Origin of the sequence: Nocardiopsis sp. CNS-639 (assembly GCF_000381685.1) — a bacterium.
Taxonomy (GTDB): Bacteria; Actinomycetota; Actinomycetes; order Streptosporangiales; family Streptosporangiaceae; genus Nocardiopsis; species Nocardiopsis dassonvillei.
The window spans coordinates 283,249-301,511 of record NZ_KB906854.1; the positions used below are offsets into that span (position 1 = coordinate 283,249).

Sequence of the window (18,263 nt, forward strand, 5' to 3'; positions counted from 1 at the left end):
AGACGCGCCCGTGAGCACCACCGAGACCGACCCCCACGAGACACCGCCCACCCGCGGGGAGGAGTCGGTCCCCGTCCTGAGCGCCCGTGGGGTGGAGGTCGCCTTCGCGGCCGGGTTCGCCCCCGGCGGCGGCCGGGGCACCGCCCGCGCCGTGGACGGCGTCAACCTCGACGTCTCCGCGGGCGAGATCGTGGCGTTGGTGGGGGAGTCCGGCTGCGGCAAGACCACCCTGGCCCGCGTCCTGCTGGGCCTGGAGCGGCCCACGGGCGGCGACGTGGCCTTCGAGGGCGCCCCGCTGCGCTACGGCTCCCGCGACATGCGCCGCTACCGCCGCCGGGTGCAACTGGTGCAGCAGGACCCCACCGGGTCGCTCAACCCGCGCCGCACCGTCTACGAGTCCGTGGCCGAGGGGCTGCGCATCCACGAGGGCACCGTGTCCGACGAGGCCGAGCGGGTCGGCGCGGCGCTGTCCAAGGCGGGCCTGCGCCCGCCGGACCGGTTCTTCCCCCGCTACCCGCACGAGCTGTCGGGCGGCCAGCGCCAGCGCGTGGTGATCGCCGGTGCGCTCATCCTGGACCCCGAGGTGCTGGTGGCCGACGAGCCGGTGGCCTCCCTGGACGCGTCGGTGCGCGGCGAGATCCTGCGGCTGCTCCTGGACCTGCGCGCCGACCTGGGGCTGTCGGCCCTGGTGGCCACGCACGACCTGGGCCTGGCCTGGAACATCGCCGACCGGGTCGCGGTGATGTACCTGGGGCGCGTGGTGGAGCTGGGCACCGTGGAGGAGGTCCTGTCCGCTCCCGCCCACCCCTACACCCGGGCGCTGCTGTCGGTGCTGCCCGAGGCGGACGGGGAACCGGTGGTGCTCTCCGGCGAGCCGCCGGACCCCAAGCGGGTGCCCCGGGGCTGCCGCTTCCATCCGCGTTGCCCGGTGCTGGCCTCCGGTGAGGCCGAACGCGCCGGGGTGGCCGACCGCTGCCGCACCGTGGACCCGGCGATCCTGGGGGGCGGCGCCGAGCGGCGGGTGGCCTGCCACTGGGCGGCGTCCGACGCCGCCGGACGCGTGCGCGAGGGGGAACCGGCCTCCGGTTGAGGCGGTGTGGGGCCTCCTCCGCCGCGCTGACCAGGACGTCTCCACGTCATCCCTTTCCATTCCTGTTTTCCGTGACCGTTTTGGGACAGGAGAAAAGAGTGATTCGTCCGGAATAGGGCTTTTATGGGGCCGGTTCGGATTCGACATGACGCACGAAACCCTCGTTTCCGACACCCTGGCTCCCGCGCCCCGGCCCTCCCTCCTCACCACCGACCGCGACTTCTGGCACGGCCGGGAACTGGACCTGGACGCCTACCTGGTCCGCGTGGGCCTGTCCGGCGACCTGCCGCCCACCCTGGAGACCCTGCGCGCCGTGCACCGCGCGCACCTGGCCGCCATCCCCTTCGAGAACCTCCAGCTCGTCCTGGGCCGCCCCGTCCCTCTGGACGTCCCCGCGCTGGTGGACAAGATGGTCCTGGGGCACAGGGGCGGCTACTGCTACGAGCAGAACCTGCTGTTGGCGGCCGTGCTGGACCGGCTGGGCTTCTCCGTCACCGGCTTCGCCGCCCGGGTGCTCTCCGGCGGCGCGGGAGCCCCGCGCCCGGCCACGCACGCCCTGCTGCGGGTGGACCTGGAGGAGGGGCCGTGGCTGGCCGACGTCGGCTTCGGCAGCGGCCTGCTGGAGCCGGTCCCCTTCGCCGACGGCCACCAGGAGGTCCAGGGCGGCTGGGGCCTGCGGCTGGACCGCGTGTCCGAGGTGGGCGAGGACGAGTGGCTGCTGCGCTCCTTCGACGGCCGCGGCTGGCGTCCGCTCTACTCCTTCGCGGCCACCGCGATGGTGCGCCAGGACTACGCGATCTTCAACCACCACCTGGTCACCCACCCGCGTTCCCCGTTCCTGGGCAGGCTGATGGTCCAGCGCATCGGACCGGGCGCCCAGCACATGCTGATGGACACCACCCTCACCACCGCCGCACCCGACGGCACCCGCACGGAACGCGAGGTGCCCGTGGAGGAGGTGGGACAGGTGTTGCAGGAGGTGTTCGGCATCGGCCTTGACCAGGACGAACGGGCCGTCGTCGAGAAGCGCCTCCGGGAGTTCACCGGCATGTGAGCGGCATCACACATCGGTGGGTGGGAGTGCGCCCACCCACCGCGACGGCCGGTACCACCTGGCGTCCCGCCGCCCAGCCTCCCCACCCGTATCGGAAGTGTCCGGACATCAGCGGAGAGTCGTGGACAACACGCACGTTCGGCATGACGGCCGGATGGGCAGGATCCTCGGGGCGCCGCCCGGCGGGGGCGGCCGTTCGCGAGGGGACAGCCCATGGCCCACCACATGACCACGGAAGACGTCCACGAGTACATCAACGGCGTCTGCTTCAAGACCGGCCCTCCCGGCAAGGTCGGAGCCGAGACCGAATGGCTGGTCGCCGACTCCGCGGACCCGACCGCACCCGTTCCCGTCGACCGCCTCGCGGCCCTGGTGGAGTCCTGCGGCCCACCGCCCTCGGGAAGCCGCGTCACCTTCGAACCCGGCGGACAGCTCGAACTCAGCTCACCCGCCCTTCCGGGACCGGCCCGGGCGCACGCGGCGCTCTCCGCCGACCTGGACCACATCGGCAAGGCACTCGCCGAGGCCGGGCTCCACCTGGTCGAGACGGCCCTCGACCCCGCCCGCCCGCCCCGGCGCCAGCTCCGTGAAGCCCGCTACACGGCCATGGAGCGCTTCTTCGCCCACCACCGCCAGCCCAGCGGCTACACCATGATGTGCAGCACCGCCTCGCTCCAGGTGTGCCTGGACACGGGGGAGGACGCCGCCGACGTCCGCGACCGCTGGGAACTCGTCCACCGGCTCGGCCCGGTGCTCGTCGCCGCCTTCGCCAACTCCGCCGTCTGGCGGGGCCGCCCCACCGGGTGGAAGTCCACCCGCTGGGCGATCTGGGCGGCCACCGACGCCACCCGCACCCGGCCCGTCCTGGACGCGGGCAGCCCCGCCGACCCCGCCACGGCGTGGGCCGAGTACGCGCTGGCCGCCAGGGTCATGGCCGTCCCCGGAGGCGAGGGCCCCTGGACCCCCGACCCGGGCCTCACCTTCGCCCAGTGGCTCGACGGGCAGGGTCCGCGCCCGGCCACCCGGGCCGACCTGGAGTTCCACCTCAGCACACTCTTCCCGCCCGTGCGCCCGCGCGGCTGGTGGGAACTGCGGATGATCGACGCGCTGCCCGTGCGCTGGTGGCCGGTCCCTGTGGCGCTCGCCGCCGCCCTGGTCGACGACCCCCGCGCCCGCGCCGCGGCCGAGGAGGCCACCGAGGAGCTGTGCGGGGGGCGCTTCCCCGACCGCCACCTGTGGCTGCGTTCGGCGCGCCTGGGCATGGCCGACCCCGACGTGGCCCGGTGCGCCCGCGCCTGCTTCGACGCCGCGGTCGAGGCCCTGCCCCGCATGGGCGCCGCCTCCCTGGCCGCGCTGGTCGACGGCTACGCCGACCACCACACGCGGCGCGGGCTCAGCCCCGCCGACACCCGGCCGTCCGTGCCCGTGCCGCGCCCGGCGCGGGGGGAACGCGTACGGTCCGCGGCCGCGGACCCCGGACACGTGGAAGGAGCACGGTGAACCACGAACAGGAGCGCGCCAAGGAGCGCATCGCCGCCGAACTCGACCGGGCGAGGGACCGCAGCAACGGGCTGACCCTCCACGCCCTCGACGAGGAGGAGCTGCTCGCCCAGCACTCGCCCCTGATGTCGCCGCTGGTCTGGGACCTGGCGCACGTGGGCAACTACGAGGAGCAGTGGCTGCTGCGCGCCGCGGGGGGCCGTGAGGCGCTGCGCCCCGACATCGACACCCTCTACGACGCCTTCGAGAACCCGCGCGCCGAAAGGGTCAGCCTCCCGCTGCTGCGGCCCGAGGAGGCCCGCGACTACAACGCGCGCGTGCGCAGGGAGGTGCTCGACGCGCTGGAGTCCGCCGACCTCACCCGGGTGGAGACCGGCCCGGACGGCGAACGCTCCCTGCTGGACGCCGGGTTCGTCTTCCACATGGTCATCCAGCACGAGCACCAGCACGACGAGACCATGCTCGCCACCCACCAGCTCCGCAGGGGCGAGCCCGTCCTGCTGGAGGAGGCCGCGCCCGTCACCGCGCTGCGCCCGCCGGTCCGGGACGAGGTGTTCGTGCCCGAGGGGCCGTTCACCATGGGCACCGACGACGACCCCTGGGCCTACGACAACGAGCGCCCCGCGCGCACCGTCGACCTGGGCCCCTACTGGATCGACACCGCCCTCGTGACCAACGCCGCCTACCAGGAGTTCATGGACGACGGCGGCTACCAGACCCGCCGCTGGTGGACCCGCGACGGCTGGGAGTGGAAGGAGAAGCGGGGAGCGGTCTCCCCGGCCTTCTGGACCCGGGAGGGGACCGGGTGGTCGCGCCGCCGGTTCGGCCGTCAGGAGATGGTGCCCCCCGACGAGCCCGTGCAGCACGTGTGCTTCCACGAGGCCCGGGCCTACGCCGCCTGGGCGGGCAAGCGCCTGCCGAGCGAACCCGAGTGGGAGAAGGCCGCGCGCTTCGACCCGGTCAGCGGCCGGACCCGGCGCTACCCGTGGGGCGACACCGAGCCCGGTCCCGGCCACGCCAACCTGGGCCAGCGCAGGCTCGCCCCCTCCCCGGCCGGGCGCCACCCCGACGGCGCCTCGCCGCTGGGGGTCCAGCAGCTGGTCGGCGACGTGTGGGAGTGGACCTCCACCACCTTCACCGGCTACCCGGGGTTCCGCGCCTTCCCGTACGAGGAGTACTCGGAGGTGTTCTTCGACGACGGGTACAAGGTGCTGCGGGGCGGCTCCTGGGCCACCCACCCCACGGCGGCCCGCGCCACGTTCCGCAACTGGGACCACCCGATCCGCCGGCAGATCTTCAGCGGTTTCCGCTGCGCGCGCGACGCGGAACCCGCCTGATGTGCCGGCACCTCGCCTACCTAGGGCCGCCGCGCACGCTGCACGACCTGCTGTACGCGGCGCCCCACTCACTGCACGTCCAGTCCTGGGCGCCGCGCATGCAGCGGTACGGCACCGTCAACGCCGACGGGTTCGGGGTCGGCTGGTACCTCCCGGGGGACGGCCCCGCCGAACCGCTGCGCTACCGCCGCGCCATGCCCGTCTGGGGTGACGCCTCCTTCGCCGACGCCGCCCGCGCCATCGCCTCCGGGTGCGTGGTGGCCGCCGTGCGCGACGCCACCGTCGGGTTCGGCTCGGAGGAGTCGGGCGCCCAGCCCTTCCGCGCCGACCGGCTGCTGTTCAGCCACAACGGCGCGGTGGAGGACGACGAGGCGCTCACCGCCGCGTTCGCCACGCCCCCGCCCCGCGGCGTGCTGGACGCCCGCGCCCCCCTGGACTCCGCACCGCTGTTCGCGCACACCGTGCGACTGTGGCGCGACTCCCAGAACCTGTCCGAAACCCTGGCCACCGTGGTCCGCGAGGCCCGCAAGCACTCCGGGGGCCGCTACAACCTGCTGGCCAGCGACGGCCATACCCTCGCCGCCACCGCGGCCGGGGACACCCTGTTCACCCTGCGCGAGCCGGACGGCGGGGTCTTCCTGGCCTCCGAGCCCTTCGACGACGCCCCCGGATGGCGCGAGGTCCCCCAGGACTCGGTGGTCGCGGCCACGGGGGAGCGCACCGAGGTCCGCCCGATCGACTGACCGGCTCCGCCCATTTTTCCGACACCACCTGTCCCGGGTACATCTTCGGGGACACAGGAGGCACCATGTTCCGGATTGACCGAAACCTGACCGCCGACGACCTCGACAAGGCGTTGCGCACCGACGTCGCCGAGGGTCTGACCGCGCGGCCCAAGCGGCTCCCGCCCAAGTGGTTCTACGACGAACGCGGCAGCTCCCTGTTCGAGGAGATCACCGCCCTGCCCGAGTACTACCCCACCCGCGCCGAACGCGCGATCCTGGAGCTGCGGGCCGACGAGATCGCCGCCGCGGCGGGCGCCGAGGCGCTCATCGAGCTCGGCTCCGGATCGGGGGTCAAGACCCGCCTGCTCCTGGACGCGATGCGCCGCCAGGGCCGCCTGACCCGCTTCGTGCCCGTCGACGTCAGCGGTGACTTCCTCGACTCCTCCGCCCGCCGCGTGGCCGACGACTATCCCGGCCTGGACGTGCACGCCGTGGTCGGCGACTTCGAGGAGCACCTCGGGCTGCTGCCGGTCGGCGGGGAGGGCGGGCGCCAGTTGCTGGCCGTCCTGGGCTCCACCATCGGCAACCAGGAGCCGGGGCCGCGCGCGGCCTTCCTGCGCGACGTCCGCGGCGTCCTGCGCCCTGGGGACTCGCTGCTGCTGGGCGCGGACCTGGTCAAGGACCCCGCCCGCCTGGTCGCCGCCTACGACGACGCCCGGGGGGTCACCGCGGCCTTCAACCGCAACGTCCTCGCCGTCATCAACCACCGGCTCGGCGCCGACTTCGACCCGGACGCCTTCGACCACGTGGCGCGCTGGAACGCCGAGCGCGAGTGGATCGAGATGCGGCTGCGCTCCCGGGCCGCCCAGCGCGTGCGGATCGCCGACCTCGACCTGGAGGTCGAGTTCGCCCCCGGGGAGGAGACGCGCACCGAGGTCTCCGCCAAGTTCCGCAGGGAGGGGCTGACCGCGGAGCTGGAGGGGGCGGGGTTCGCCCTCACCCACTGGTGGACCGATCCCGCGGGGGACTTCGCGCTCACCCTGGCCGACGTCCGCTGACACCGAAGGGCCAGGTCCTGCCACGGGCGTCCGGTGGCGCTGCCCGGCCGCGTCCGTCGGCGAGGCGGCCCGGTCGGGCACGTCCGCCCACGTCGCGGGCCGGGCCGCGACGACCCGCCTCCCCGCCTCCGGTACGCTCGTGCCGTGTTCAAGGTAGGAGTTTTCGGCGCCGACGGGCGCATGGGGTCAGAGGTCGTCCGAGCGGTGCGGGGCGCCGACGACATGGAACTCGTCGCGGGGGTGGACGCCGCCAGCGACAGGGAGGCGGTGCTGGGGGCCGACTGCGTCGTCGACTTCACCCACCCCGACGCGGTGATGGACAACCTGGAGTGGCTCATCGGCCACGGGATCCACGCCGTCGTCGGCACCAGCGGGTTCGACGAGGCCAGGCTGGAGCGCGTGCGCCGGATGCAGGAGGCGAAGCCGGGGGCCAAGGTGCTCATCGCCCCCAACTTCGGCATCGCCGCCGTCCTGATGATGCACTTCGCGCGCAAGGCCGCGCCGTACTTCGACTCGACCGAGATCATCGAGCTGCACCACCCGAACAAGGCCGACGCCCCCAGCGGCACCGCCTACCGGACCGCCGAGCTGGTCGCCGAGGCCCGCCGCGGGGCCGGGACCGCGCCGATGCCCGACGCCACCACCTCCGAGATCCCCGGCGCCCGGGGCGCCGACGTGGAGGGCGTGCGGGTGCACGCGCTGCGCATCGCCGGGCTCATCGCCCACCAGGAGGTCGTGTTCGGCACCGACGGGGAGACCCTCAAGATCCGGCACGACTCGATGAACCGCGCCTCGTTCATGCCGGGCGTGCTGCTGGGCGTGCGCGGGGTGGACGGTCTCGCCGACCCCCTCACCGTGGGCCTGGACGCGCTCCTCGACCTGGACTAGCGGTCCGGCCCGAACCGTCGCCGACGGCGGGACGCGCGGTCCTGACCCGCGTTGGTCCCGCACCTGTGGCCGGCGCCGGCGCCCGAACCCCGCCACGGGTTCGAGACCACGCCGACGAGGGCGCTCTCCGGTCGCCGCACGGGGGCCGCGCGCAGCGCGCGGCCCCCGCCCCGTCTCACGCGCCGCGACGGCAGGTGAGGAACAGCTGGACCTCGGGCCGGGCGCCCTCGGGCTCGTAGGAGACGACCCGCTCGTCCTCCACGATCAGCCCGGCCTCCTCCACCACCCGGCGCAGCTCCCCGTTCGGGTAGCCCGACACCCGGACGTCCGTGCCCAGGAAGGGGATCGGGTCGTCGTCCAGGTCGGCCTCCACCATGGACAGGCACAGCAGACCGCCCGGGACCAGCGAGGCACGCACGCGGCTCAGCGCCTCGGGGATGCGGGACCTGGGCAGGCACAGCAGGGAGAAGAACGCCACGATGGCGTCGTAGGAGGACTCCGCGGGGTCCAGGTCGAGGATGTCGGCCCGGACGAACGTCGCCTCCGGCACGTTGCGGCGGGCGATCTCGACCATCCGCTCGGAGATCTCGTAGCCGGTCACCCGCGCCCCCGCCGCCACCAGCTGCCGGGCGGTGGGCACACCCGTCCCCGAGCCCAGGTCGAGCACGTGCGCGCCGGGCGGCAGCAGGTCCAGCAGCCGGCGCACCCGGTCCTCCTGGCCCTCCTTGCGGGGGAAGGCCTCGTCGTAGCGCTCGCCGATCGCGTCGAACGCCGCGGCCTGGAGGGCCGAGCGCCGCGCCCACTCCTCCGGATCCGGAACGTGGTCGAGGGGGTCGGGGGCGGTGTTCTCGCTTGGCACGGTGTCGTCTCTCCCTGCCGTGTCGTACGCGCGTGTCTGGGGTGCGCGCATCCTAACCCGTCCCCGCCGGACCGGGGCCCGGCGCCGTCTCCCGGCGCCCGGCGTGTCGTCTCAGGGTCCGTCCGCCACCGGCGGGTCCAGGACCTCCACGGGGATCTCCGGGTCCAGGCCGGTCGGCGGGGGACCCCCTCCGGCGGGTCGGTCCCGTGGTCGAGGGGGCCTCGGCCGGGTCGCCTCCGGAGCAGGCGGACGCGATCAGCGTCAGCGCGGCGGCGATGAGCGCCACCGCGGTCGTGCGGTGGCCGCCATGCCCCGGAAGGCCGGGACACGTGGGTCCCCTGGCGGCCAGGGGCGCGTCCGGATCCGCTCACGAAGGGTCGGCCGCGTGCGGCCACCGCCTCACCCCAGGAGCAGGGCGACCGAGAACAGCACGCCGAACGCCATCTGGAGCCTTCCCGTCTCACCCAGGCCCAGCACCAGGTCGCGGCCGGTCTGGCCTCCCAGCACGCGCCGCAGCGGCGGCACCGCCAGCGGCGCCGACACCAGCACCAGCGGCGTCCACCAGAACACCGGGGTCAGCGCCAGCGCCACCAGGTAGGACAGCGCGATCGCGCCCCCGTACAGGCGGCGGGTGCCGGCGTCGCCCAGCCGCACGGCCAGCGTGACCTTGCCGGTCTCGCGGTCGGTCGGGATGTCGCGCAGGTTGTTGATCACCAGCACCGAGCAGGACAGCAGGCCCACCGGCACCGACGCCACCCAGGCCTGCCAGGGCGCGGAGCCCGACTGCACGAAGACCGTGCCCACCACGGCCACGACGCCGAAGAACACGAACACCGAGACCTCGCCCAGGCCCCGGTAGCCGTAGGGGCTGCGGCCCCCCGTGTAGTACCAGGCCGCCGCGATCGCCACGGCGCCCACCAGCAGCAGCCACCACGAGGACGTGGCCACCAGCACCAGGCCCACCACCCCCGCGAACGCGAAGCTGGCCAGGGCCGCCGCCAGTACCTGCCGCGGGGCGGCCAGACCGGTCGCGGTCAGCCGGGTCGGCCCCGTCCGCGCCTCGGTGTCGGTGCCCTTGACGCCGTCGCTGTAGTCGTTGGCGAAGTTCACGCCGACCTGGAGCGCCATGGACACCACCAGGGCCAGCAGCGCCTTCCACCAGACGAACCCGTCCAGGGCGAAGGCCAGGGCCGTGCCGACCGCCACCGGAACGATCGAATTCGGAAGCGTACGGGGGCGCAGCCCCGAGACCCATTCACTGACCGTGGCCACGCTCCGGCCCTCCCCGCTCACCACCGGCGCACCCGTGCGCGCCGCGACAACCACCCCACGTTAGACCCTGTCGGCGGCGCTCCCGCCCGCGCCCCGGCTCCGGGGCGCGGGCCGGGCCCCGCTACTGGGAGATGGCCGCGTGCAGGCGCACCATCGGCAGCAGCCGCCCCATGTCGATCTCGCGGCGGGCGCCGTCCGCGCGCCAGCCCGAGGCCTCGAAGAACGACCGCAGCGCGTTGTCGGCCTCGGGCACCCACACGTGCAGGGTGGCGAAGCCGTCCTCGACCAGGTGGTCCACGCACGCGTTCACCAGGCGGCTGCCGTGCCCCTGACGCGCCCGCCCGGGGTCCACGTGCAGGGCGAACACCTCCGCGTCCTTGGCGGGCCACAGGTCCGGGTCCCCGGCGGGGCCGAACGCGGCGAAGCCCGCGACCGTGCGCACCCCCTCCACCTCGTCGGTGGCCACCACCAGCCGGTGCCGGGAGGTCGGCGGCGACTCCAGGGCCGCCGTCCACTGCTCGCGGAACCGTTCCCTGGCCTCCTCGCCGCCCAGGTCCCCGGACACCTCCTCGGGCAGCAGCGACCCGTACACCGCCCGCCACGACGCCACCTGGATGTCGACGACCGCGTCCACGTCGGCGGTACGGGCGGGACGGACGAACCGGGCACTGGACACGGGGAACTCTCCTTCGGGGGTGGGCGACACGCCTGGCGACAAGATCACCTACGCCGGAGTTTCCGGACCTTGCCACAGCATGGGAACATCTACGTTGTGAGCCTCATTATCAGAGTTATCGTGAACGCGCTCGCCCTTTGGGCGGCTGTCCTCCTGATCGACGGCATCGAAGTCACCGCGCAGGACACGGTCGGCCAGATCCTGGTCTACCTCGCCGTCGGCGCCATCTTCGGCGTGGTCAACGCGGTCATCAAACCGATCGTCAAAACGGTCGGATGCCTGTTCTACGCTCTGACCCTGGGGCTGATCGGCCTCCTGGTGAACGCGCTGCTGCTCATGCTCACCGACTGGATCTCGGGCCTGTTCGACCTGGCCTTCCACATCGACGGGTTCTGGCCCGCCTTCTGGGGCGCGATCGTCATCACCATCGTCAGCTGGCTGCTCAGCATGTTCCTGCCCGACGGCAGCGACGACTAGCCTCCTGCCACAGACCCCGTCCGCCCCGACCTGCGGGCGGACCCCGGGCCCGGCCGGATGGCACGGGCCCGGGACGGGTAGGTTCGTCTTGCCGGGACCACTCAACCTCGACCCACGAGGACGGTGGACCGGACGGGGCCCTGCCCCTCGCCCCCGACACGGGGCAGCACAGATCTTTCCCGCGACCGTCGCGCATCCGCCGGTCGCGGTGGCGCGCACGCAGCGCCGACCACCCGTGCCCGAGGCACACCCGCACGGGAGACCACAACTGTTTCGGAGTACACCGAGAGGAGGAGGGGCAACCACGGACCCCACCGCCCGAGGGCGGCGGTCCGCACGCCTTTCACACACGATGATGGACACCAAGAACCGCCCGTTCGGCAAGATGTTGACCGCGATGGTCACTCCGATGCTGGAGGACGGGGAACTCGACTACGAGGGCGCGGCCCGACTGGCCACCTACCTCGTCGACGAACAGCACAACGACGGCCTCGTCATCAGCGGCACCACCGGCGAGTCGCCCACCACCAGCGACGACGAGAAGGACCGGCTGCTCCGGACCGTCCTGGAGGCGGTCGGCGACCGCGCCACGATCGTGGCCGGGGTCGGCACCAACGACACCCGCCACAGCATCCGGCTGGCCCAGGCGGCCGAGAAGGCGGGGGCGCACGGTCTGCTGACCGTCACCCCGTACTACAACAAGCCGCCGCAGGAAGGCCTCATCCGGCACTTCACGTCGATCGCCGACTCCACCGACCTGCCGGTGATGCTCTACGACATCCCGCACCGCACCGGGACGCCGATCGCCTCCGAGACCCTGGTCCGCCTGGCCGAGCACCCGCGCATCGTCGCCAACAAGGACGCCAAGGACAACGTCGGCGCCAGCTCCTGGGTCATGGAGCGCACCGACCTGGCCTTCTACTGCGGCACCGACATCCTCAACCTGCCGCTGCTGTCCGTCGGCGCGGCCGGGTTCGTCAGCGTCGTCGGCCACATCGTGGGCGCCGACCTGTGCGACATGATCGACGCCTTCGAGAAGGGCGAGGTCGGCCAGGCCCTGGCCATCCACCGCCGCCTCACGCCGGTCTACACGGGCATGTTCCGCACCCAGGGCGTCATCACGACCAAGGCCGTCCTCAACCTGTTCGGCCTGCCCTCCGGGCCGGTCCGCACCCCGCTCGCCGACGCCTCCGCCGAGCTCCAGGCACTCCTGCGCGAGGACCTGGCCGCCGCGGGCGTCAAGGGCCCGATCGGGCTCGCCCCGCACCAGGCCGTTCCGGCCAGCGCCGTCGCCGTCGAGCGCCTCACGGAGGGATCCGTATGAGCCACCCGCATCCCGAACTGGGCTCGCCGCCGCCCCTGGGCAAGGGCGTGCTGCGCATCGTCCCGCTGGGCGGCCTCGGCGAGATCGGCCGCAACATGACGGTCTTCGAGTACGGCGGGCGCCTGCTCATCGTGGACTGCGGCGTGCTCTTCCCGGAGGAGGAGCAGCCCGGCGTCGACCTGATCCTGCCGGACTTCGACTACATCCGGGACCGGCTCGACGACATCGAGGCGGTCGTGCTCACCCACGGGCACGAGGACCACATCGGCGGCGTGCCGTTCCTGCTGCGTGAGCGGGCCGACATCCCGATCGTCGGCTCCAAGCTCACCCTGGCGCTGATCACCGCCAAGCTCGGCGAGCACCGCATCAAGCCCGAGACCGTGCTGGTGGAGGAGGGCGAGCGACACGACTTCGGCCCCTTCGACCTGGAGTTCTTCGCGGTCAACCACTCCATTCCGGACGCTCTGGCCGTGGGTATCCGCACCCCGGGCGGGTCGGTGCTGCACACCGGCGACTTCAAGATGGACCAGCTGCCGCTGGACGGGCGCCTGACCGACCTGGCCGGGTTCGCCCGGTTCGGCGACGAGGGCGTGGACCTGCTGCTGTCGGACTCCACCAACGCCGAGCAGCCCGGCTTCATCGTCAACGAGCGCAACCTGACCGAGGCCATCGACAAGGTGTTCCGGCAGTCCCAGAAGCGCATCGTGGTGGCCTGCTTCGCCTCGCACGTGCACCGCGTCCAGCAGGTCATCGACGCGGCCGTCGAGCACGGGCGCAAGATCGCCTTCGTGGGCCGCTCCATGGTCCGCAACATGAACATCGCGCGCGACCTGGGCTACCTGAGCATCCCCGGCGACACGGTCGTCGACGTCAAGCAGCTCGACCATCTGCGTCCGGACGAGGTGCTCCTGGTGTGCACGGGCTCGCAGGGCGAGCCGATGGCCGCGCTCAGCCGCATGGCCAACCGGGACCACCAGATCCGCATCGAGGAGGGCGACACCATCCTGCTCGCCTCGTCGCTGATCCCGGGCAACGAGAACTCGGTCAACCGGGTGATCAACGGCCTGACCCGCTGGGGGGCCAAGGTCGTGCACAAGGGCAACGCCCTGGTGCACGTCTCCGGTCACGCGCCCGCGGGCGAGCTGATGTACGTGCTCAACATGGTCCGCCCGCGCAACTTCATGCCCGTGCACGGCGAGTGGCGGCACATGCGCGCCCACGCCGACCTGGCCAGACTGACCGGGGTCCCGAGCGACCGGATCGTCATCGCCGAGGACGGCGTGGTCGTCGACCTGCACAAGAACCGGGCCAAGATCGTCGGCGCGGTGCAGGCCGGGTACGTGTACGTGGACGGCTCCTCGGTCGGCGACGTCACCGACGCCGCGCTCAAGGACCGCCGGGTCCTCGGCGAGGAGGGGTTCATCTCCGTCGTCGTGGCGGTGGACTCCGGCTCCGGCAAGATCCTGGGCGAGCCCGAGATCCACACGCGGGGCGCGGGCATCGGCGCCGACGCCTACGACGACGTCATCGACCGCATCCAGGACGCGCTGGACAAGGCGGCCCGGGACGGGGTCAACGACCCCCACCAGCTGCGCCAGCTCATCCGCCGCAGCGCCGGCCGCTGGGTCAACGAGACCTACCGGCGGCGGCCCATGATCATCCCCGTCCTGGTCGAGGTCTGACCGGCACCCGACGACGACGAACGGCCCGACGCCGCACCGCGGCGGTACGGGCCGTTCGCGTCGCCGGGACCGAAAACCGGTACCGGGGCGGTGGCGGGACCGAGGGCCGGGGCCGGGACGGCGGTGGGACGGGGAGCACAGCGGCGCCCGTGCGACACGCCGCGCGGGATACGGGCGCCGGGGGTGGACGCCGCAGTAGGCTGCCCGCCGTGGCGGGCCGTCCTGCCCGACCGTCCTCACGACCCCGTCCCCTGGAGGTGACCCCATGGCCACGCGCGCCTCCTCCGGCGGTTCCGGACGCAAGAAGCCCGCCGCGCGCAAGCCCGCGGCGAAGAAGCGCATGCCCGACGGGCCCATCGCCTTCGCCGTCACCATGTTCGGCCAGTTCCTGCTGGTGCTGTGGAAGCTCGTCGCGCACACCGTCGGCGGCTCCGCCCGCGCGGTCGGCCGCGGCGCGCGCGGCCTCGACCCCGACCTGCGCCGCGACGGCGCCGGGCTGGTCCTGCTGGCCGCGGGCGTCCTCATCGCCGCAGCCGTGTGGTGGAACAGCGACGGGCTGCTCCTGGAGTACACCCGCACGGTCGTGGTCGGCGCCTTCGGCACGTTCTCGCCGATCCTGCCGCTGCTGTTCCTGCCGATCGCGGTCAGGCTCATGCGCACTCCCGGCGACAGCAAGGAGGGCGACGCCGGGCGGCTGCTCATCGGCTTCAGCTCGATCATGCTGGGCCTGCTCGGCCTCATCCACATCGCCCACGGCATCCCGCAGCCCTCCGAAGGCCTGGCGGCCCTCCAGGAGGCCGGCGGGCTCATCGGCTTCGTCGCCTCGGGGCCGCTCAGCGCCGTCGTCACCCCGTGGCTGACCGGCGTCCTGCTGGCCCTGGTGCTGGTCTTCGGGATCCTCGTGGTCACCGCCACACCCATCCGGCGCATCCCCGAGCGCCTCCAGGTCCTGTTCGGCGCGCTCATGGAGCGCGACACCGGCCCCGACGCGGGCATCGGCCTTCTGGGGGCGGAGAAGAAGAAGCCCGCCAAACCGCGCGGGAGCGGGCCCAGGAAGAAGAAGGCCACGGGCACGGTCGCGGGCGACCACGAGCGCCCCTACGACAGCCCGGTGCTGCCCGACGAGCCGATCGCCCCCGCCCTCACCGACGAGGAGGAGGCCGCGCGGACCGGCGCCGAGGCCCCGGAACCGGCCGCGTCCGCGGCCGCGGCGGAGGCCGCGCCCAAGGGCAGGAAGGCCGCCCGCGCCAAGCGGGAGGTCCCCGACCCCACCCCGGCACCCGCCACCACCGAGCAGCTCACCATCCCCTCCCGCGTGGTGGAGGGCGACTACGAGCTGCCCGCGCCGACCATGCTCAAGCCCGGCAGCCCGGTCAAGCCGCGCACCAAGGCCAACGACGAGGTCGTCGAAGCCCTGTCGGGGGTGCTCACCCAGTTCAACATCGACGCCGACGTCACCGGCTTCACCCGCGGGCCGACGGTGACCCGCTACGAGATCGAACTGGGCCCCGCGGTCAAGGTCGAGAAGGTCACCGCCCTGGCCAAGAACATCTCCCTGGCGGTCAAGAGCGCGGACGTGCGCATCCAGTCGCCCATCCCCGGCAAGTCCGCCATCGGCGTGGAGATCCCCAACACCGACAAGGACCTGGTGAGCCTGGGCGACGTGCTGCGCTCGCCCGCGGCGACCTCCGACGACCACCCCATGCTGGTGGGCCTGGGCAAGGACGTCGAGGGCTCCAACGTGGTCGCGAACCTGGCCAAGATGCCGCACGTCCTGGTCGCCGGTGCCACCGGCGCGGGCAAGTCCACCTGCATCAACGGGCTCATCACCTCGCTGATGATGCGCGCCACCCCCGACGAGGTGCGGATGATCCTGGTCGACCCCAAGCGGGTCGAGCTGACCATGTACGAGGGCATCCCGCACCTGATCACCCCCATCATCACCAACCCCAAGCGGGCCGCGGAGGCACTCCAGTGGGTGGTGGGGGAGATGGACCGGCGCTACGACGACCTGGCCGCCTCCGGGTACCGGCACGTGGACGACTTCAACGCCGCCGTGCGCACCGGGGAGCTGACCGCCCCGCCCGGCAGCGAGCGCCAGTACGAGCCCTACCCCTACCTGCTGGTCATCGTGGACGAGCTGGCCGACCTGATGATGGTCGCCCCCCGCGACGTGGAGGACGCCGTCGTGCGCATCACCCAGCTGGCCCGTGCCGCCGGGATCCACCTGGTGCTGGCCACCCAGCGGCCCAGCGTCGACGTCGTCACCGGTCTGATCAAGGCCAACGTGCCCTCCCGCTTGGCCTTCGCCACCTCCAGCCTCTCCGACAGCCGCGTCATCCTCGACCAGCCCGGCGCCGAGAAGCTCGTCGGCAAGGGCGACTCGCTCTTCCTCCCCATGGGCGCGGGCAAGCCCATCCGCCTCCAGAACGCCTGGGTGTCGGAGAAGGAGATCCGGGCGATCGTCGAGCACTGCAAGAAGCAGTCCGAGCCCAGCTACCGCGAGGACGTGGCCGTCCCCGACACCAAGAAGAAGGAGATCGACGAGGACATCGGCGATGACCTCGACCTGCTCCTCCAGGCCGTCGAGCTGGTGGTCACCACCCAGTTCGGGTCCACGTCCATGCTCCAGCGCAAGCTCCGGGTGGGCTTCGCCAAGGCGGGCCGCCTGATGGACCTCATGGAGAGCCGCGACGTGGTCGGCCCCAGCGAGGGCTCCAAGGCCCGCGACGTGCTCGTCCAGCCCGACGACCTGCCCGCCGTGCTGGCCGACATCCGCGGTTCCTGAGCCGCGCCGCCGCGTCCGCGCGGCGGCGCGCGGGTGCCGACCGGCATCCGGGAAGTCGGGCTTCCGACCCCGTGTTACGGCCTTTCCTGAAACTCCACTGGCATCCCTTAAAAACAGGCATGCCCGATTTGGTGGGATCTTGGAGGCTTCATGGGGCGTGGTGACCTGCGCGAAAGCGCCCCGGGCGGCAGAGTGGTCTCTTGCAGCTACACACAGTCGCGGGGGGAGTGCGCATGGCGACGATCGGTCAGACCCTGTCCGCCGCCCGGGTCGCGGCGGGGTACACGGTCGCGGACCTCAGCATCCGTACACGCATCCGGGAACCCGTCCTCACGGCCATCGAGCAGGAGGACTTCTTCTCCTGCGGCGGGGACTTCTACGCACGCGGCCACATCCGCGGCATCTGCCGCACGCTCGGCCTGGACCCGGCGCCGCTCCTGGCCGAGTACGACCGCGAGCACGCGTCCCGCGCCATACCCGCCTTCGTCCCCCCGCAGCGCCATCCGGCGTCCGTGCCCGAGGCGGCGCGCGCGGCCGCCGCCGCGCGCGCCGAGACCCGTCCCGGGGAGGACGGGGAGGCGGTGATGGCCCACCGCTTCGGCGAGGACGACTCCGGAGTCGGCGCCCAGCGCTGGGGCCACTTCGAACGCAGGCAGTTCCTGACGCGCCAGCCCGACGAGGAGCCCCAGGAGTCCCAGGAGCGTCGGGGGCCCCGCAGGCCGCGGCGGGCCGGGTGGATCCCCGGCCCCCGCGAGACCGCGGAGGGACGCCGCCCCCGTGCCCGGGCGCCCGAGGAGTGGGACCCCGAGGGCGGGGCTCCCGAGGACGGGGCCGCCGACGCGGGCCCCGCCCGGGTCGGTTCCGCGCAGGTGGGCCCCGTGCGGAGCGGACACACCGACGGCAGGCACCGCGGCGGCGGGCCCCGGAGCGCCAGGCGCCAGGGGGGCGGGACCCGGGTCGGCAGGCACGGCCGGGGCGACCCCGTCACCCGCCCCGTGGTCGTCGCCGCCCGCCCCCGGCCCGTCGACGCCGTCCGGCGCCACTGGCCCTGGGCCGTGGTCGGGGCCATCTTCCTCCTGGCGCTCTTCGTCGGGGTCCGCACCTGGCAGGACTGGGACGCGGGCAACCCGCTGCGCTCGGCCTTCGACTCCTCCGCCACCGAGAGGACCGTCGACTCCGCCGTGGGGGCGGAGGAGGCCGCGGCGGAGCAGGGGCCCGTCGAGTTCACCGTCGAACTCGGCTCCTCCGGACGCAGCTGGGTCGAGGTCACCGGGGCCGACGGCGAGGACCTCTACGTCGGCTACCTGCTGGAGGGCGACGTCAAGGAGTACGTGACCGAGGACATGCTCAACCTGTGGGTCGGCGACGCCGGGGCGGTCAGCGTGACCGTCAACGGCGAGAGCTCCGGACCCCTCGGCCTTCCGGGCGAGGTCAAGGAGATCGTCATCGGTCCGGACGGCGTGCAGCAGTGACCGGAGCGCACCCCGGCCCGGAGCGATCCGGGCCGGGGTACGGGCGGGTGAGCCGACCAAG

Annotated in this window: 15 protein-coding genes; 12 read left to right on the plus strand and 3 right to left on the minus strand. The window is 73.3% G+C overall.

What is annotated here, in order from left to right:
• Positions 1-10: 10 nt before the first annotated feature.
• The 7 genes from G011_RS0101115 to dapB all read left to right on the plus strand — a co-directional run bounded on the left by G011_RS0101115 (position 11) and on the right by dapB (position 7,652).
• The gene (locus tag G011_RS0101115) at positions 11-1,090 is read left to right on the plus strand and encodes an ABC transporter ATP-binding protein (protein ID WP_019606844.1); all 1,080 of its coding nucleotides are present in this window, start codon (positions 11-13) and stop codon (positions 1,088-1,090) included.
• A gap of 145 nt (positions 1,091-1,235) precedes the next feature.
• Entirely contained in the window at positions 1,236-2,144 is a 909-nt protein-coding gene (locus G011_RS0101120) for an arylamine N-acetyltransferase (protein WP_019606845.1), read from the plus strand.
• Between the two features lie 213 nt (positions 2,145-2,357).
• Positions 2,358-3,644, plus strand: a complete 1,287-nt coding sequence (gene egtA / locus G011_RS0101125) for an ergothioneine biosynthesis glutamate--cysteine ligase EgtA (protein WP_019606846.1) — start codon at positions 2,358-2,360, stop codon at positions 3,642-3,644.
• Positions 3,641-4,981 carry an ergothioneine biosynthesis protein EgtB gene (egtB, locus tag G011_RS0101130; protein WP_019606847.1) on the plus strand — a complete coding sequence of 447 codons (1,341 nt, stop codon included), beginning with the start codon at positions 3,641-3,643 and terminating at the stop codon, positions 4,979-4,981. Before egtA ends, egtB begins: the two co-directional genes overlap by 4 nt.
• Positions 4,981-5,724, plus strand: coding sequence for an ergothioneine biosynthesis protein EgtC (gene egtC, locus G011_RS0101135; RefSeq protein WP_019606848.1), 744 nt, complete (start codon positions 4,981-4,983; stop codon positions 5,722-5,724). The genes egtB and egtC overlap by 1 nt, the downstream gene beginning before the upstream one ends.
• 65 nt (positions 5,725-5,789) lie before the next feature.
• A complete protein-coding gene (egtD, locus tag G011_RS0101140; RefSeq protein WP_019606849.1) occupies positions 5,790-6,764 on the plus strand; it encodes an L-histidine N(alpha)-methyltransferase in 975 nt (324 codons plus the stop codon).
• A 144-nt stretch (positions 6,765-6,908) separates the two neighbouring features.
• On the plus strand, positions 6,909-7,652 hold the full coding sequence (gene dapB / locus G011_RS0101145) for a 4-hydroxy-tetrahydrodipicolinate reductase (RefSeq protein ID WP_081642907.1): 744 nt from the start codon (positions 6,909-6,911) through the stop codon (positions 7,650-7,652).
• A 175-nt stretch (positions 7,653-7,827) separates the two neighbouring features.
• Here dapB and G011_RS0101150 read toward each other — a convergent pair whose 3' ends face one another.
• The 3 genes from G011_RS0101150 to G011_RS0101160 all read right to left on the minus strand — a co-directional run bounded on the left by G011_RS0101150 (position 7,828) and on the right by G011_RS0101160 (position 10,459).
• Positions 7,828-8,511, minus strand: a complete 684-nt coding sequence (locus G011_RS0101150; RefSeq protein ID WP_019606851.1) for a class I SAM-dependent methyltransferase — start codon at positions 8,509-8,511, stop codon at positions 7,828-7,830.
• A gap of 399 nt (positions 8,512-8,910) precedes the next feature.
• The gene (locus G011_RS0101155) at positions 8,911-9,783 is read right to left on the minus strand and encodes a 1,4-dihydroxy-2-naphthoate polyprenyltransferase (protein WP_026337898.1); all 873 of its coding nucleotides are present in this window, start codon (positions 9,781-9,783) and stop codon (positions 8,911-8,913) included.
• Positions 9,784-9,904: 121 nt separating this feature from the next.
• Positions 9,905-10,459, minus strand: coding sequence for a GNAT family N-acetyltransferase (locus tag G011_RS0101160; RefSeq protein ID WP_019606853.1), 555 nt, complete (start codon positions 10,457-10,459; stop codon positions 9,905-9,907).
• A 96-nt stretch (positions 10,460-10,555) separates the two neighbouring features.
• Between G011_RS0101160 and G011_RS0101165 the strand changes: the two genes are divergently transcribed.
• From G011_RS0101165 to G011_RS0101185, 5 genes are all read left to right on the plus strand, one after another.
• Complete coding sequence (locus G011_RS0101165) at positions 10,556-10,936, plus strand: phage holin family protein (RefSeq protein WP_081642908.1); 381 nt, start codon at positions 10,556-10,558, stop codon at positions 10,934-10,936.
• 352 nt (positions 10,937-11,288) lie between these two features.
• Positions 11,289-12,260 carry a 4-hydroxy-tetrahydrodipicolinate synthase gene (gene dapA / locus G011_RS0101170; RefSeq protein WP_013151699.1) on the plus strand — a complete coding sequence of 324 codons (972 nt, stop codon included), beginning with the start codon at positions 11,289-11,291 and terminating at the stop codon, positions 12,258-12,260.
• Positions 12,257-13,942 (plus strand): ribonuclease J, encoded by a 1,686-nt coding sequence (locus G011_RS0101175; protein WP_019606855.1) that lies wholly within the window; start codon positions 12,257-12,259, stop codon positions 13,940-13,942. The genes dapA and G011_RS0101175 overlap by 4 nt, the downstream gene beginning before the upstream one ends.
• Positions 13,943-14,207: 265 nt before the next feature.
• Positions 14,208-16,730: a DNA translocase FtsK gene (locus G011_RS0101180; protein WP_019606856.1), complete on the plus strand. Its 2,523-nt coding sequence runs from the start codon at positions 14,208-14,210 to the stop codon at positions 16,728-16,730.
• Between the two features lie 233 nt (positions 16,731-16,963).
• Positions 16,964-18,202, plus strand: coding sequence for a RodZ domain-containing protein (locus G011_RS0101185; RefSeq protein ID WP_019606857.1), 1,239 nt, complete (start codon positions 16,964-16,966; stop codon positions 18,200-18,202).
• Positions 18,203-18,263: the final 61 nt, after the last annotated feature.